This is a genomic window from Pseudarthrobacter sp. P1 (genome assembly GCF_050156935.1).
GTDB lineage: Bacteria > Actinomycetota > Actinomycetes > Actinomycetales > Micrococcaceae > Specibacter.
On sequence record NZ_CP189584.1, the window covers coordinates 4,108,105 to 4,123,814 of the forward strand.

Annotated in this window: 13 protein-coding genes; 6 read left to right on the top strand and 7 right to left on the bottom strand. The window is 70.2% G+C overall.

The window, feature by feature from the left end:
- Nucleotides 1–46: 46 nt before the first annotated feature.
- From ACQCSX_RS19215 to ACQCSX_RS19225, 3 genes are all read right to left on the bottom strand, one after another.
- Nucleotides 47–2,620 carry an MMPL family transporter gene (locus tag ACQCSX_RS19215; protein ID WP_427016810.1) on the bottom strand — a complete coding sequence of 858 codons (2,574 nt, stop codon included), beginning with the start codon at nucleotides 2,618–2,620 and terminating at the stop codon, nucleotides 47–49.
- Nucleotides 2,621–2,651: 31 nt separating this feature from the next.
- The gene (locus ACQCSX_RS19220) at nucleotides 2,652–3,269 is read right to left on the bottom strand and encodes a TetR family transcriptional regulator (RefSeq protein WP_427016811.1); all 618 of its coding nucleotides are present in this window, start codon (nucleotides 3,267–3,269) and stop codon (nucleotides 2,652–2,654) included.
- Between the two features lie 129 nt (nucleotides 3,270–3,398).
- Entirely contained in the window at nucleotides 3,399–4,856 is a 1,458-nt protein-coding gene (locus tag ACQCSX_RS19225; RefSeq protein WP_427016812.1) for a dicarboxylate/amino acid:cation symporter, read from the bottom strand.
- Nucleotides 4,857–4,975: 119 nt separating this feature from the next.
- On the opposite strand from ACQCSX_RS19225, the gene ACQCSX_RS19230 reads away from it, so the two are divergent.
- A complete protein-coding gene (locus tag ACQCSX_RS19230; RefSeq protein WP_427016813.1) occupies nucleotides 4,976–5,632 on the top strand; it encodes a hypothetical protein in 657 nt (218 codons plus the stop codon).
- 37 nt (nucleotides 5,633–5,669) lie between these two features.
- Here ACQCSX_RS19230 and ACQCSX_RS19235 read toward each other — a convergent pair whose 3' ends face one another.
- From ACQCSX_RS19235 to ACQCSX_RS19245, 3 genes are all read right to left on the bottom strand, one after another.
- On the bottom strand, nucleotides 5,670–7,376 hold the full coding sequence (locus tag ACQCSX_RS19235) for a DUF885 domain-containing protein (protein WP_427016814.1): 1,707 nt from the start codon (nucleotides 7,374–7,376) through the stop codon (nucleotides 5,670–5,672).
- Nucleotides 7,377–7,431: 55 nt separating this feature from the next.
- Nucleotides 7,432–7,653, bottom strand: a complete 222-nt coding sequence (locus tag ACQCSX_RS19240) for an acyl-CoA carboxylase subunit epsilon (RefSeq protein WP_427016815.1) — start codon at nucleotides 7,651–7,653, stop codon at nucleotides 7,432–7,434.
- Between the two features lie 131 nt (nucleotides 7,654–7,784).
- Nucleotides 7,785–9,368 carry an acyl-CoA carboxylase subunit beta gene (locus ACQCSX_RS19245; protein ID WP_427016816.1) on the bottom strand — a complete coding sequence of 528 codons (1,584 nt, stop codon included), beginning with the start codon at nucleotides 9,366–9,368 and terminating at the stop codon, nucleotides 7,785–7,787.
- 292 nt (nucleotides 9,369–9,660) lie between these two features.
- On the opposite strand from ACQCSX_RS19245, the gene ACQCSX_RS19250 reads away from it, so the two are divergent.
- The 5 genes from ACQCSX_RS19250 to ACQCSX_RS19270 all read left to right on the top strand — a co-directional run bounded on the left by ACQCSX_RS19250 (nucleotide 9,661) and on the right by ACQCSX_RS19270 (nucleotide 14,485).
- Complete coding sequence (locus ACQCSX_RS19250; protein ID WP_427016817.1) at nucleotides 9,661–10,560, top strand: biotin--[acetyl-CoA-carboxylase] ligase; 900 nt, start codon at nucleotides 9,661–9,663, stop codon at nucleotides 10,558–10,560.
- Entirely contained in the window at nucleotides 10,553–11,149 is a 597-nt protein-coding gene (locus ACQCSX_RS19255) for a PH domain-containing protein (protein WP_427016818.1), read from the top strand. Before ACQCSX_RS19250 ends, ACQCSX_RS19255 begins: the two co-directional genes overlap by 8 nt.
- Nucleotides 11,136–12,215, top strand: a complete 1,080-nt coding sequence (locus tag ACQCSX_RS19260) for an adenylate/guanylate cyclase domain-containing protein (protein ID WP_427016819.1) — start codon at nucleotides 11,136–11,138, stop codon at nucleotides 12,213–12,215. The genes ACQCSX_RS19255 and ACQCSX_RS19260 overlap by 14 nt, the downstream gene beginning before the upstream one ends.
- Before the next feature lie 208 nt (nucleotides 12,216–12,423).
- Nucleotides 12,424–13,275, top strand: coding sequence for a PP2C family protein-serine/threonine phosphatase (locus tag ACQCSX_RS19265; RefSeq protein WP_427016820.1), 852 nt, complete (start codon nucleotides 12,424–12,426; stop codon nucleotides 13,273–13,275).
- The gene (locus tag ACQCSX_RS19270) at nucleotides 13,268–14,485 is read left to right on the top strand and encodes an FHA domain-containing protein (RefSeq protein ID WP_427016821.1); all 1,218 of its coding nucleotides are present in this window, start codon (nucleotides 13,268–13,270) and stop codon (nucleotides 14,483–14,485) included. Before ACQCSX_RS19265 ends, ACQCSX_RS19270 begins: the two co-directional genes overlap by 8 nt.
- A gap of 56 nt (nucleotides 14,486–14,541) precedes the next feature.
- Here ACQCSX_RS19270 and ACQCSX_RS19275 read toward each other — a convergent pair whose 3' ends face one another.
- A complete protein-coding gene (locus ACQCSX_RS19275) occupies nucleotides 14,542–15,687 on the bottom strand; it encodes a caspase family protein (RefSeq protein WP_427016822.1) in 1,146 nt (381 codons plus the stop codon).
- Nucleotides 15,688–15,710 lie beyond the last annotated feature (23 nt).

Consider the following 15,710-nt stretch of genomic DNA (forward strand, 5'->3'; position numbering starts at 1 on the left):
TCCTTCGGGGTGCGAAGGCCGCGGCATCTGCGCCATCGATGCCGGGCTACCGCCCGGCGCCCTCCAGCTCGGGCTCCGGGTCGGAATCGGCGCCGAGGCCGGCGCCGTCATCGCCGAGGGTGGCCAGCTTGGCGCCCTCGACGTCGACATCGGGCAGGATCCGCTCCAGCCAGGCCGGGATCCACCAGGCACTGCGGCCCAGCAGGTGCATGGCGGCCGGGATGAGGGTCATCCGGACCACAAAGGCGTCCAGGAGGACGCCGAAGGCCAGGGCGAAGCCCATCGGGCGGACCATGGTCAGGTGGCTGAAGATGAAGCCGGCAAACACGCTGGTCATGATGATCGCGGCGGCAGTCACCACCGGGGCCGCATGGCTGAAGCCGGTGCGCACGGCCGTCTTGGCGCTCTGCCCGTGGACGTAGGCCTCGCGCATCCCGGAGGCGATGAACACCTGGTAGTCCATGGCCAGGCCGAACAGCACGCCAATGACGATGATGGGCAGGAAGCTGAGCACCGCGCCGGGGTTGGCAACGTCGAACACGCCGCCGAGCCAGCCCCACTGGTACACCGCGACCACGCCGCCAAAGGCCGCGGCCAGGGAGAGCAGGAAGCCGGCGGTGGCCAGCAGCGGCACCAGGATGGAACGGAACACCAGGATCAGCAGGATCAAGGAGAGCCCGACGACGATGGCCAGGTAGGCGGGCAGTGCGGCGCCCAGCTTGCTGGAGACGTCCACGTTGGCCGCCGTCTGGCCGGTGAGGCCAATGCCGGCGCCGGTCTTGGCCGTGATGTCGGCGCCCTCGGCGCGCAGGTCGGCAACCACAGTGACGGTGCTGGCGCTGGCGGGGCCTTCGGCCGGGATCACCTGGATGACGGCGGTGCGGAAGTCCGCGCTGGTGGCCACCGGGAGGGCGGCCTTGACGTTGGGGACCGCACGGAGGAGATCGGCAATGTCCAGGTTCTTGGCTGCGGCGCCGTCCTGGTCCAGCCCGGCCGGCAGCGAGGCCACCACAATGATGGGGCCGTTCATGCCGGCGCCGAAGTTCTCCCCGGTGATGGAGTAGGCCTTGAAGGCGCTCGAATCCACGGGCTCGGAGCCGCCGTCGGGCAGGGCCAGGCGAAGGCCGGCTGCGGGAATGGCCAGCACGCCCAGCACCAGCACGGAGGCGACCACCGCCGGGATGGAGAAGCGCGTGACCAATCCGCCCCAGCCGCGGCCGGCATGGTCCGCCGCAGCGGCCTCGTCCTGGGCAGCGGTGTGCGTGGCATGGTGGGCGGCATTCTTGGCCCAGGCGCGCCTGGACACCAGCCGGCGGCCGATCAGGGTCAGCAGGGCCGGTGTCAGGGTCAGGGCAATGAGCACCGCGATGGCCACCGTTGCGGCAGCGGCGAGGCCCAGCACGCTCAGGAACGGGATGCCTGTCACGGACAGGGCAGCCAGGGCGATCACCACCGTCAGGCCGGCAAAGAGCACGGCGTTGCCGCTGGTGCCGGTGGCCTTGGCGATGGATTCGCGAAGTTCCATGCCGGCCAGCAGCTGTTGGCGGTGCCGGTTCACAATGAACAGGGAGTAGTCGATGCCCACGGCCAGCCCCAGCATCAGGGCGAGCATGGGGGAGATGGAGGACATTTCGATGGCGCCGGTGAGGGCAAAGGTGCCGCCCACGCCCACCCCCACGCCAATGACGGCCATCAGCAGGGGCAGGCCGGCCGCAATCAGCGTCCCGAGCATGATGATCAGCACCAGTGCGGCCACCGCGATGCCCACGGCCTCGGCAACGCCGAACAGGGAGGAAACGTCCTCGGTGATGTCCTTGCTGAAGTAGACCTGCACGCCGGAGGCCGAGGCCTTGGCCAACACGTCCTGGACCTCGGTGCGGACGGCGGGGGTGACGGCATTGATGGAGATGTCGAACTGCACCTGCGCCACGGCGGCCTGGCCGTTGGCGGAGACAAACCGGATGCCGCTGGAGGCCTCGGCGGTGCGCTCGGCCTGGACCAGGGCGGCCGACTTCGCCGCCAGCGTCGCCGCGCCGGCGTTGTACTCGGCCATCCCGGCGTCAAGCTGGGCCCGGCCCGCTGCCAGCTGGGCGCGGCCGGCGTCAATCTGCGCCTGCGGGGCCCCCGCTGCGGCGGCGCCGTCCAGTGCGGCACCCTTGGCTGCGAGGTCCGCGTTCCCGGCGTCGAGCTGGGCCTTGGAGACGTCCATCTTGGCCTGGCCGGCGGCCAGCTGGGCCTTGCCGCCGGCGATCTGGCCCGCCGCGCCGTCGAGCGTGGCCTGGGTGGTGAAGGGGTCCACCACGCCGCGGACGTTCGCCACGCCCTTGACATCAGTCAGCGCCGCAGTGACGGCGTCCTTCTGGGCCGGCGTAAAGGCCGTGCCGTTGCCGGTGGTGAACACCACTGTGCCCGTGCCGCCGGAGGAGGAGGGCAGATCGGCCTTGAGCTTGTCAGCCATCTGCTGGGTTTCGGTGCCGGGGATCTGGAAGCTGTTGGACATCTGGCCGTGGAAGAGAGCCGCGGAACCGCCCACCAGGGCGACAATGATGGCCCAGGCCGCGATGACCAGCCAGGGCCGCCGGGTGGAGAACCGGCCGAGCCGGTAGAGCAGAAGTGCCATGTGTGCGTATCCGTTCGTGGGTGGGTCGGGGTCAGCTGTCGAAACCGCGGCGCAGATGCCCGACGGCGTCGATGAGGAGTTGGCGGAGGTCGTCCAGGGACCGCGGGCTGGTGTCGGCGCCATGGCGGCGGTGCCAGACCTCGACGGCGGCACGGCAGCCCCCGACGACGGCACCCACCAGGGTGTGGATGTAGAGCTCGTCCGCCTGGGCGCCAAAGCGGTCCATGGCCATGGCGGTGATCTTGGTGCTGCACTTGTCCCAGGCCTCGAGCTGGAAGCGCGCGAGCTGCGGGCTCTGGGTCAGCCCGCAGGTCTGCGCCAGCATGGCCAGGTCGTGGGGGCTGCCCACGGCCTCCAGCGCGTACTGCGCGGATTCCAGCACGGGCTCATCGGCGGGCCGGCCCACCAGTTCGGCCAGCAGCAGGTCCAGGTAGTTCTCCGTGAAGCTGGCAATCGCGGCCTCGACGGAGGGGAAGTAGTTGAAAAACGTCCGCCGCGACACGCCCGCCGCCGTGGCGACGTCGTCGACGGTGAAATCGCCGATGTCCCTGGCACGCAGCAGCGCCAGGGCGGCGTTGGCGATGGCCTCGCGGGTGGCGGCCTTGTTCAGTTCGCGGCGCGAGGGCGCGCCATCTTCAAGCGGAGTCACGTGCTTACACTAAGTGCAAGTTTGCACTGTGTGCAAGTTTTCTGGCGACCTTAATGCAGACCTTAAATGCAGGAGCCCGCCGGTCCAGCCTTGCGGCCGGCCCGGCGGGCCCGTGTGGTGCGCAGAACGCTAGGCGTTGACGAGGTCCTTGCCGCGCGGATCCACGGCGTCGCCGTCGTCCTGCGCGGAGGCGGTGCCAACGGCCGTGCCGTCAGTGCCGTCGCCATCGGTGCCGCCATCGGCGTCGTCCGCGAACGGGGTGCCGGTGCGCGGCGCGTTGTACAGGTCCAGGTCCAGGATGCCCTGGCGCTTGGCCACGATGGCCGGAACCAGCGCCTGGCCGGCCACGTTCACAGCGGTGCGGCCCATGTCCAGGATGGGGTCGATGGCCAGCAGCAGGCCCACGCCGGCCAGCGGCAGGCCCAGGGTGGAGAGCGTCAGGGTGAGCATGACGACGGCGCCGGTGGTGCCGGCCGTGGCGGCCGAACCGAGCACGGAGACCAGGACGATCAGCAGGTACTGGCTGAAGTCAAGGTTGATGCCGAAGAACTGGGCCACGAAGATGGCGGCGACGGCCGGATAGATCGCGGCGCAGCCGTCCATCTTGGTGGTGGCGCCCAGCGGCACGGCGAAGGAGGCGTAGGCGCGGGGGACGCCCAGGTTGCGTTCGGTCACGCGCTGGGTCAGCGGCAGGGTGCCGATCGAGGAGCGGGAGACGAAGGCCAGCTGGACGGCGGGCCAGACACCGGAGAAGTACTGCTTCACGGACAGGCCGTGGACGCGGGCCAGGATGGGGTAGACCACGAAGAGCACCAGGGCCAGGCCCACGTAGATGGCGACGGTGAACTTGCCCAGCGAGCCGATGGTGTCCCAGCCGTAGGTGGCCACGGCCTTGCCGATCAGGCCCACCGTGCCGATCGGGGCGATGCGGATGATCCACCAGAGGACCTTCTGGATGACCGCCAGCGCGGAGGAGTTCAGGGCCAGGAACGGCTCGGCGGCCTTGCCCACCTTCAGGGCGGCGATGCCGACCACGATGGCGATGACCAGGATCTGGAGCACATTGAAGGACACGGAGGTGGTGACGGCGCCGCCGTCGGCCACGGTGGAGCTGGCGCCCAGGCCCAGGAAGTTCTTCGGGAACAGGCCGGTCAGGAAGGCCCACCAGTCACCGGACTTGCCGGTGTATTCCTTCGGGGTGGCCTGGCCGGTGCCGGCGCCGGGCTGGAAGATGACACCCAGGCCAATGCCGATCAGCACCGAGACCAGGGAGGTGATGGCGAACCAGAGCAGGGTGTTCCAGGCCAGCCGCGCGGCGTTGGTGACCTGGCGCAGGTTGGCGATGGAGGACACCACGGCGGTGAAGATCAGCGGGACCACTGCGGCCTGCAGCAGCGAGACATAGCTGGAGCCGATGGTGGTCAGTGTGGCGGTCAGGCCGTTGGGGTTCTTGGCGTCGCCGCCCAGGGACTTGGCCACGAGGCCCAGCACGAGGCCCAGGGCCAGGGCGGCAACAATCTGGACGCCGAAGGAGCTGGCCCACTTGGGCAGTCTGGCCTTCGCGGAAACGGAGGTGGAGGATGTCATACGTCCAAGCTAGGGCCGCGGCCCGGGCAGGGCAGAATCAGTGTGTCGCTTTGTGACAGCTGGGAATTTCCCGTGAAAGGTGCTGCACACTATCAGGCCATTAAACGGATAATCAAGGGATGGCGAAACAACGCTCCGCGCGGCTGCGGGCACCGTCGCCGGCGTCCGCCCAGGCAGCCGTGGTATCGCGGGCGCTGGCCCCGCGCATCACCGTGGAGATGCCGGTGCTCGGCATTGGCTCCGGCCCTGCCGACTACGAGGGGCTGGGCCGCTTCGTCCGTGCGCTGCGCCGGCCCGTTGGGCTGCACCTGACGTTGCTGCACATCGGCGTCCTGGCGGATTTCGCCCGGGACGTCGAGGTCTGGACCCGGGGCACCACCAGTGCCGCCCGGGCCAGCGAAGCGACCGTTGCCTGGCTTCGGGGGCTGCCCGTCCTGGAGCCCTTTTCCGGCAGTGCCGGGAGGTTGGTCGTGCTCGGCGGCGGGGGAGTGTACGGGCTGGAGGTGGCTGTGCCCGGGCCGGTGCGCGACTTCCAGGTGTCCCTGGTCGAGGGCCTGCACGGGCTGCTTGATGGACTGCTGGTGGACAATGTGGACGACTTCATCCTCGGCTCCCGTGCCCTGGGCTACAGGTACCCCCGCTGGACGCCGCATGTCGCCGTCGGACGTCCGGGCGCCTATCCGGCCACGGCCGTGGAGGTGGCGCCGCTGCGCATGGAGTTCGGTCCATCGCAGATCCGCAACGCACGGTTCCTGCCCGGATCCGGGGACGGGTAGGGGCCGCCCCCAAAAGGCGGCCCCTGCCCGGGTCTGGCTAGCCCAGCAGCGCCAGGCGCAGCGTGTCCAGGCCCACCGAGCCGAGGTTCAGCGCCTGGGTGTGGAAGGCCTTCAGGTCAAAGTCCGCGCCGTCGGCGGCCGCACGGGCATCGCGGATCTCCTCCCAGAGACGCTGGCCGATCTTGTACGACGGCGCCTGCCCCGGCCAGCCGAGGTAGCGGGTGAACTCGAAGTCCAGCTGCCCGGCGGAGGTGTCCACGTTCTCCTTCAGGAACCCGAAGCCGGCCTCGGGGGTCCAGGCGCCGGTGCCCCAGCGGGCCGGCATCTCAAGTTCCAGGTGCACGCCGATGTCGAAGACCACGCGGGCCGCGCGCATCCGCTGCCCGTCCAGCATGCCCATCTTGTCGCCGGGGTCGGAGAGGTAGCCCAGCTGGTCCATCAGGCGCTCGGCGTACAGGGCCCAGCCCTCGCCGTGGCCGGAGACCCAGCAGGCATTGCGGCGCCAGTTGTTCAACAGCCCGCTCTGGTAGACGGCGGTGGCCACCTGCAGGTGGTGGCCCGGCACGCCCTCGTGGTAGACGGTGGTGGTCTCGGACCAGGTGGCGAAGGAGTCCTCGCCCTCGGGCACGGACCACCACATCCGCCCCGGCCGGGAGAAGTCGTCCGAGGGGCCGGAGTAGTAGATGCCGCCGTCCTGGGTGGGGGCGATCATGCATTCGAGCGTGCGCATGATCTCCGGGATATCGAACTGCTCGCCGGCCAGTTCGGCCACGGCCTTGTCCGAGAGCCGCTGCATCCAGGCCTGCAGGGCATCGGTGCCCTTGAGCTGGCGCGCCGGATCGGCGTTCAGCGCGGCCTTGGCCTCGGCGATGCCGGCGCCGGGCTTGATCAGCTCCGCCACGGCCTCCTGCTCGGCGATGATGCGGTCCAGCTCGGCCACGCCCCAGGCGTAGGTCTCCTCCAGATCGACGGCGGAGCCGAGGAATTCGCGCGAGGCCAGGGCGTAGCGCTCGCGGCCGACGGCGTCCTTCTCCGGGGCCTGGTCCCGCAACTCATCCGCCAGGAAGGACACCAGCGAGCCGTAGGCGGCGCGGGCGGCCTCGGCCGCGGCGGCAAGGGTGGCCATGAGTTCGGCGGAGAGCTGGGCGCCGCCGGAATTGTCCGCCGACAGGCGGGCGTTCTTGGCGAAAGAGGTGAAGAAGCCGTCGGTGGCCCCGTGCCGTGCGCACTGCTCCATTACGATGTCCACCTGGCGGCGCGCGGCCACCAGGGACCGGGCGGCGCCGGCACGCAGCGAGGCGATGTAGCCCTCGATGGCCCCCGGTACATTGGCCATCCGGCCGGCGATGTGGGCCCACTGCTGCTCGGTGGCGGTGGGCATCAGGTCAAAGATGGCCCGGATGTCCTGCGAGGGGGAGGCAATGTTGTTCAGCTCGGCCAGCGGCCAGCCGGTGCCGTGCTGCTCCAGGTCCAGGCCCAGGCGCTCGCGCATGGCGTGCAGGGTGACCTTGTCGACGTCGTCGGCCGGCTCCAGCGCGGCCAGCTGCTCCAGCGTGGCGCGTGCGGCGGCGGCGAAGGCGTCGTGGCCGGCGGGGGAGTAGTCGCGGTACTCGGTTTCATGCCCGGGCATGCCAAGGGTGGTGGCGAAGCCGGGGTCCAATGCCATGAGCGTGTCCGTGTAGGCATCGGCAACGGCATCGATGGCGGTCTGTGTGCGGGTGGGTTTCACTGTTGCGTTAGTCACCCGCCCGAGCCTACCGCCCGCACCGCCGTTTATGAAGCACTGCTTTCACACCGGGCTAGATGCGGCCGCGGCGCCAGGCTCCGGGGCCGGGCTTGGGCCCCAGGTTCAGCTGCGCCCGGCGGACCCAGGCGCGGGTGGCCGGCGTGGCCGGGGCCTCCTCGGCAGCGACCTGCAGGGAGAGCACGACGGCGGTCAGCGCCGCCAGCTCCTCCGGCGTCGGGTTCCCCTTGGTGACGGTGAGCAGCGGAGCCCCGGCGGCCGAGCTTGTCGAGACCACCGGATTGTCCATGGCTGGGCCCCCGGACGCGAGGGACCCGGAGCGAGGGCCCACTGCCCCGAGGGGCCCTGAGTGAGCTTGCGAGCTCGGGGAGGGGCTGGGGACTTGCGAGGTCTGGGAGCGTTCGGGGATCACAGCGGGATGTTCCCGTGCTTCTTGGCGGGCAGGCTGGCGCGCTTGTCGCGCAGGGCGCGCAGGCCCTTGATCAGCTGGATCCGGGTGTCGGAGGGGGCGATGACGGCATCCACGTAGCCCAGCTCGGCGGCCTGGTACGGGTTGAGCAGCTCTTCCTCGTAGCCTCGGACGATCTCCGCGCGGCGGGCCTCGACGTCGCCGCCGTCGGCCGCCACGGCGGCCAGGTCGCGGCGGTAGAGGATGTTGACGGCGCCCTGGGCACCCATCACGCCGATCTGCGCCGTGGGCCACGCCAGGTTCAGGTCGGCGCCGAGCTTCTTGGAGCCCATCACGATGTACGCTCCGCCGTAGGCCTTGCGGGTGATGACCGTCAGCTTGGGCACGGTGGCCTCGGCGTAGGCGTAGAGCAGCTTGGCGCCGCGGCGGATGATGCCCTGGAACTCCTGGTCCTTGCCGGGCAGGAAGCCGGGCACATCCACCAAGGTGATGATGGGGATGTTGAAGGCGTCGCAGTGCCGGACAAAGCGGGCGGCCTTCTCCGAGGCGGAGATGTCCAGCGTGCCGGCAAACTGCATGGGCTGGTTGGCCACGATGCCCACGGTGTGGCCCTCGATGCGGCCGTAGCCGATCATCACGTTCGGGGCGTAGAGCGCCTGCATCTCCAGGAAGTGGCCGTCGTCGACAATCTTCTCGACGACCTTGCGCATGTCGTACGGGTGGTTGGCGGAGTCCGGGATCAGCGCATCCAGGGCCAGGTCGGCGTCGTCGAGCTCCAGCTCCTGCTCGTGCTCGGCCACCGGGGCCTCGGCCAGGTTGTTGGAGGGCAGGAAGTCCAGCAGCTCGCGGACAAACTCGATGGCGTCCGCCTCGTCGCTGGCCAGGTAGGTGGAGGTGCCGGTGGTGGTGTTGTGCTGGCGTGCGCCACCAAGGGTCTCCATGTCCACGTCCTCGCCGGTGACGGTCTTGATGACGTCGGGGCCGGTGATGAACATGTGCGAGGTCTTGTCCACCATGACCACGTAGTCGGTCAGGGCGGGGGAGTAGGCGGCGCCGCCGGCGCACGGGCCCATGATGAGGGAAATCTGCGGGACCACGCCGGAGGCATGGACGTTGTTGCGGAAGATGTCCGCGAACATGGCCAGCGAGGCCACGCCCTCCTGGATGCGGGCGCCGCCGCCGTCGTTGATGCCCACCACGGGGCAGCCGTTGCGCAGCGCAAATTCCTGGACCTTGACGATCTTCTCGCCGTTGACCTGGCTCAGCGAGCCACCGTAGACGCTGAAGTCCTGGCTGTAGATGGCCACCAGGCGCCCGTCCACTGTGCCGTAGCCCGAGACCACGCCGTCGCCCAGGGGCTTCTTCGCCTCCATGCCGAACGCGGTGGAGCGGTGCACGGCCAGCGCGTCGAACTCCACGAAGGACCCCTCGTCCAACAGCAGGTCGATGCGCTCGCGGGCGGTGTGCTTGCCGCGGGCGTGCTGCTTCTCTACGGCCTCGGGGCCGGAGGGCTGGGCGGCCTGAGTCAGACGGTCGCGGAAATCCGCGATCTTGCCCGCGGTTGTCGAAAGATCGTGGCTCATGGGTTCTCTTCGCTCGCTTGTCTGGTCATTGGTCACTATCCAGCATCGTTCTCTGTCCAGCGTGGTCATGCGCTGCGCCGCTGCTGGGGGCAGGAGCGGCGCAGTTAAGTAGGAAAGACACAAAGAATGCGCCTTCTTTCACAGTCTAGTGACGTTTTCGGCACGTGCCTGTGTAGGAAACCTACAATTTCATGCCGAAAGTATCTCGGCGGCGCTGCAGTTTGCCCCGTCCGGTCCCGCCCGCGCCCGGCACGGTCAGGTGCAGCCCAGCCAGTGCCGATAAGATCGTTCCATGACCAGCGCGCTGCCCCCCTTGGATGCGTCCAGCCTACGTGCAGCGCTTGCGGCCCCCGGCGGCGGCTATGCCCGCGTCGAGGTCGTGGCCGAGACGGGCTCCACCAATGCCGACCTGGTGGCCGCGGCCGCCGCAGACCCCGCCGCCTGGCCGGACCTCTCCGTGCTGCTGGCCGACAGCCAGACCACCGGCCGCGGCCGCCTGGACCGCAGCTGGAGCGCCCCTGCCGGCACCTCCATGGTCTCCTCCATCCTGCTGCGCCCCACGCACGGCGGCGCCGCCCTGCCGGCACGCGCCTACGGCTGGCTCTCCGTGCTGGCCGCCATTGCCCTGGTGGATGCCCTGCGCAAGCTCACCGGCACTGAACCGGCACTCAAATGGCCCAACGACGTCGTGCTCAACGGCCGCAAGCTCAGCGGGCTGCTGGCCCAGATGGTCCCGGCCGCCGGAGCATCCCTGGGTGATGTGTTGGGCATGGTCCCGGCCGTCGTGGTCGGCATTGGCACCAACGTGGCCCAGGCCCGCGCGGACCTCCCGGTGGAGACCGCCACCTCGCTGGCTCTTGAGGGCGCCGCCACGCTGGACCGCGGCGTGCTGCTGCCCGCCTTCCTGAACGGCTTTGCCGGACTGTACCGGCAGTTCTGCGCTGTGGCGGGGGACGCCTCCGCGCCGCTCGAGGGCGGATCCTCGGTGCGTGCCCTGGCCACCGCACGGATGGCCACCCTCGGCGCCACCGTGCGTGCGGAGCTCCCCGGCGGTGGTGTGCTGCGCGGCACCGCCGTCGGCCTGGATGCCGACGGCGCCCTGCTGCTCACCGATGCCGCCGGCACCACCCACACCGTGTCCGCCGGCGACGTGGTGCACCTGCGCCGCGACGGCGGTGGCGGGTATGCGTAGCTGGCTGGCCCCCGGAGAGCAGGTCATCGCCACCACCCGGCCGCACGCGGGCGTGCTGCTCTTCCCGGCCGCCGTCGCGGTGCTGCTGCCCTCCCTGGTCGGGCTGGTGATGGCCTGGCTGGAGAGCGGGCACTACCAGCGCTGGGCACCCAATGCCCCGGCGCTGCGCGAGCCAGCCGTCGTCGTCGTGCTGGCGCTGGCCGCGATGGTGCTGCTGTTCTATCCGCTGCGCCGCTACCTGGCCTGGCTGGGCACCCGGTACACGCTCACCAGCCGGCGGATCGTGGTCCGTGGCGGCTGGCTGCGGCGGACCCGGTTCGACTACCCGCTGGCCACCGTGCGCAACCTCGGCTCCCGGCAATCGCTGCTGGCACGGCTGTGGCGCTCCGGGACTATAGCCTTGGACATGGGCTTTGACGGCGCGGCGAGCATCAAGAATGTGCCGGAGGTGGCCGCCTTCAGCAATTACACGCTCGAGGCCATCGGCGAACTGCCGCACTCGGCCCTGGCACCGACGGAACCGCAGCGGGTCTACGCTGATGAAATTGACGACACAGGATGGGAGGGAATGGCGCATGGAGGACACTGACCAGCAGGCGGACCTTCCCCTGGTCCCGGCCACCCGGGCGGACATCAAGGCCCTGGAAACCGAGCTCCTGGGCGGGGAGCGCAAGCTGCGCCGGCGCGAGGTTGCCGCGGGCGCGGGTGTCTCGCTGCTCTCGGCGCGCAAGATTTGGCGCGCCATGGGCTTCCCCAACCTGGGCGACGACGACGTGGCGTTCACCGAGCGCGACCAGGAGGCCCTCACCACGGTGGTGGACCTGGTGCGCACCAACGTGGTCACCGAGGAGGCGGCCATTTCCATCACCCGCTCCATCGGCCAGATGACCGACCGCATGGTGGTTTGGCAGATCGAGGCCTTGGTGGAGGACCTGGTGGCCGAGCACGGCGTCAGCGACGCCGCCGCCCGCCGCGCCGTGGTCTCCGAGCTTCCGCAGCTGATCGACTCGCTGGAAAAGGTGCTCATCTACTCCTACCGCCGCCAGCTCAACGCCGGCGTCCAGCGCCTGGCCGTACGCGCGCAGGCTGGCCTGGAGGCCAGCGCCGAGGGGCGCGACGGCGCCGAGGACGACGCTCCGCTGCCGCTGGCCCGGGCCGTGGGCTTTGCCGACCTCGTCAGCTACACCTCGCTGTCCCGCCGAATGAACGAGAAGACGCTGGCCAGACTGGTCACGCGCTTTGAAACCATTTGCTCCGAGATCATTTCCGTCGGCGGCGGGCGGCTGGTGAAGACCGTGGGCGATGAGGTCCTGTTCAACTGCGAGACGCCGGTGGCAGGGGCGGAGATTTCCCTGGCGCTGGCCGAGGCCATGGCGGCGGACGAGTTCCTGCCGCAGGCCCGCGTGTCCATGGTGTGGGGGCGGGTGCTCTCCCGGCTGGGCGACATCTACGGCCCCACGGTGAACCTGGCCGCCCGGCTGACCTCCCTGGCGCAGCCCGGAACCGTACTGATCGACGCGGCCACGGCCGCCTCCCTGGCCGAGGACGAGCGCTTTGTGCTCATCCCGCAGGAGGTGCAGGAGGTGCGCGGATTCGGCGCCATCCACCCCGTCTTGCTGGCCCGGGGCACGGGCCGCGGCCTGGTGGTGGACTAGGCCCGGGTCCGCCGCTGCGGTCCTACCACATTGGCGGTAGTGCGTCCAAAGGCCACCGGTTGGCCGCCACGGACGGCTTTTGCGCACTATACGATGTGGGAATGACTGAGAGCCTGCAGCTGGCCGGAGACGCCGGCTGTCCTGTATCCGAGACACGCGGCCTGCCACACCCAGATGCGGTCCGGCCCCACGCCCGCGAGGGACGGCGATGATCTCCTCCGGTGCACCGGAGGGCATGGAACCGCCGGCCGCCGGCGCAGCTGCCGCGGACATCCGCCTGGCCTGGGGCAGCGCCACCGACCGCGGCCTGCGCCGGGAACTGAACGAAGACGCCTTCATCGCTGCGGACCCGCTCTTTGCGGTGGCGGACGGGATGGGCGGCCACGAGGCCGGGGAGGTCGCCAGCCGCGAGTGCATCCAGGTCCTTGGCACGGCTGCGGAGCTGGCTCCCGGAACCCGGCATGCCACGGCGGCGGACCTGCTCCGTGCCGTGCGCGAGGCCGATGCGCGGATCAGGGCAAAGGCCAATTCCCGCGCCGGGACCACCGTCTCGGGCGTGGTGTTGACCGAAGCCGCGGGAGTGGCCCAGTGGCTGGTCTTCAACGTCGGCGACTCCCGCACCTACCGGCTGGGCGCCGGCGGCCTGGCCCAGGTCAGCATTGACCACTCGGAGGTCCAGGAACTGGTGGATGCAGGATATATCACTCCGGACGAGGCGCTGGTGCACCCGCGCCGGCACGTGATCACCCGCGCGCTGGGCACCGGCGGGGACTCCGACCCGGATTTCTGGACCATGCCGGTCCATGCCGGGGACCGGATCCTGGTCTGCTCCGACGGGCTGACCGGCGAGGTGGGTGACGGGCAGATCGGCCGCATCCTGGCGAGCGTCCACGACCCCCAGGACGCCGCGGAGGCACTGGTGGCGGCGGCCGTCGCGGCCGGCGGCCGGGACAACATCACAGTGATAGTGGTGGATGCGGCCACCACGCCGGCGGCCGGTGACGGACCGGACCACCCACCGACCGCGGAGGCAACGAATGGCGGGAGCGCCCATGCTTAGCACCAGTTACCGGCAGGGTGCCTGGCTGGGCATTGTCCGCAACGGCACTGTTCTGCTGCTTCCGGCCGGCACGGGCCCGGACATTGTGGAGCGGTTGTGGGACGCCACGGGGTCCGGAGCCGGCATCGATGCCATCCTCGAGGCCGTCACGGCCGCCTTTGGCGGCAACCCGACGCGCATGCCGTCCTTTGGCCTGGTGGTCCTGGCCGGGCGGCTGCACGCCATCGTGCGCGGACCGCTGTCGCTGCGGCTGGAGCACGACGGCGCCAGCACCGAGATGACCGGCCTGGACGTGGCCACGTGGAGCGAGCGCTCGCTGCCCGTGCCCGACGTGCTGGACCTGGTCCTGGCCCCGGACGCCGATGCCCGGCCGGACGACGACGTCTGGCCGGACGGCGGCGGCGCCGCTGCCGACGGGCTGGACTGGCTGCCGCTGGAAGGCGGAATCGTGCGGGTGGGCGCGGTGCGTGCCCGGCACCTGGCCAACCGGGCGGACCCGGCGGCAGTGCCTGCCGGTCCGGCGCCTGCCGGGCCGGTGGAGGACACCTCCGCCGATGCGGCCCCCGGGGCGGCGGACGATCCAACCCCGGAGCCAACCCCGGATGCGGCCGATGCGACCCCCGCTGCGGCGGCCGCTCCAACACCTGATCCAACATCCGATGCGACCTCCGGCGCCGGCCCGGAGCCGGAGGCCCGAGGCGGCCAGGACGGAAGTGACCCGGACGGAGGCAGCCAGAACGCCGGCCCCGCCGTCGTTGCTCCGGACCACAGTGGCACCCGCCCCACCGGGCGCACCGCCATCCTCCCGCCGCGCCCGGCCATTGCGCCGTCGTTGCCCAAGGTGCCCGCCGTCCGCGGCATGGCCCCCGTCCGTGTGCACATTTCCACGGGGCAGGTCATCGAACTGGACCACCCGCTGGTCATTGGCCGCCAGCCCTCCGTGGCGCAGGTGGTCGGGGAGGTCATGCCGCGGCTGGTCCAGGTCTACAGCGCCGGCGGCAGTGTCTCGCGCTCGCATGCGGAAATCCGCCAGGACGGCGCGGATGTACTGCTGGTGGACCTGCGGGCCACCAACGGCACCTGGCTGGCCCGGCCCGGCGAGGAGCCGCGGCGGCTGGCGCAGGGGGAGCGGGCCATCGTGCTCGACGGCGACATCGCCGACCTGGGCGATGGCATCTCGCTGCGTTTCGACGGCGTTCCGGGCCCCTGACGGCACGGCGCCGGGACCCTGTACCAGTGTCCTGCTCACCGGGGTTTCTGCCGCGCCTACCCGAGGGCTGCCCAGGTCAGCGGGCCGACGATCCCGTCTGCGGTCAGCGCGTTGGCGCGCTGGAAGGAGCGCACGGCGGATTCGGTGCCTGGGCCAAAGATGCCGTCGATGCTCAGCCGGTAGCCCAAATCCGACAGGCGCTGCTGGAGATAGGTGACATGCTCGCCGGTGGACCCGCGGCGGATGGTCGGGCGCGTCGCGGGCGTTGTCGGCGTTGCGGGCGTGGCCGGGTTGCCGTTGTCGGGGACGACCGGACCGTTCCCGCCAGAGGGGGCGGGCGTGATGCAGAACGGCCGCTGGCCCGTGAAGCCCGGGTCCACGGCGCCAGCCGTGTACAGATTCGGGACCTGGTCCGGGGGCATCTTGTCCAGAATCGACCGGTGGAAGGCGGTGTAGTCGCCCTGGAAGGAGCCGTTGCCCCATGCCTGCAACAGCGCGCCGGTGAACTGGCCGTTGACCGGGCCGTCATAGGAGAGCTGTGAGTCCTGGCAGCCGGCCAGCAGGAGAACGCAGGCCTGGACATCGGAATCCGACTTCGCTCCGCTGAGGGCCTGGACAAACTGGTAGGTGCCGCGGCGCTTGACATTGTCGGCAGTCTGGACCCACAGGGGCAGCGCCCTGGGCAGGCCCTCCGAGACCTTGACCGGATTCGCCATGTCTTTGGGCATGGACCTCGCCTGGTCCAGCAATCCCTGCCGGCACCCCTTGTTGATGAGCATCCGCACCACAGTGCCGCTGTGGCAGCTGTCCGAGCAGACCAAAATCCGCACGCCGGCGGCGAACTGGGACCACATCTGGTAGAGCTCGTCGTCGACAATCTGGCGGTCGTAGGCAACCCATGTTTCGTCCTGGTTGTCCGGCTCGTCGCCATTGTTGTCGTCGACCTGGCCGCCGTGGCCGGAGTAGGTGATCAGGCAGATGTCCCCGGCCACGGCCTGTTGGGCGAGGAGGCTGATTTCGCCGATGATGGCCTGCGAGGTGGCCTGTTCGGTGATCAACGAGGTGGTGGAGAAACCTTGGTCCGAGGCGAGCGCCGCCATGGAGTTGGCATCGTTGACGCAACCGCTCAGGGCTCCGTCCCACCCGTTGTAGGCGTCCGGATCTACTCCGTTAAGCCCTATGTGCAGCGAGTATCCAGCCACTATCCCTGTCCTTTCTCTTGATG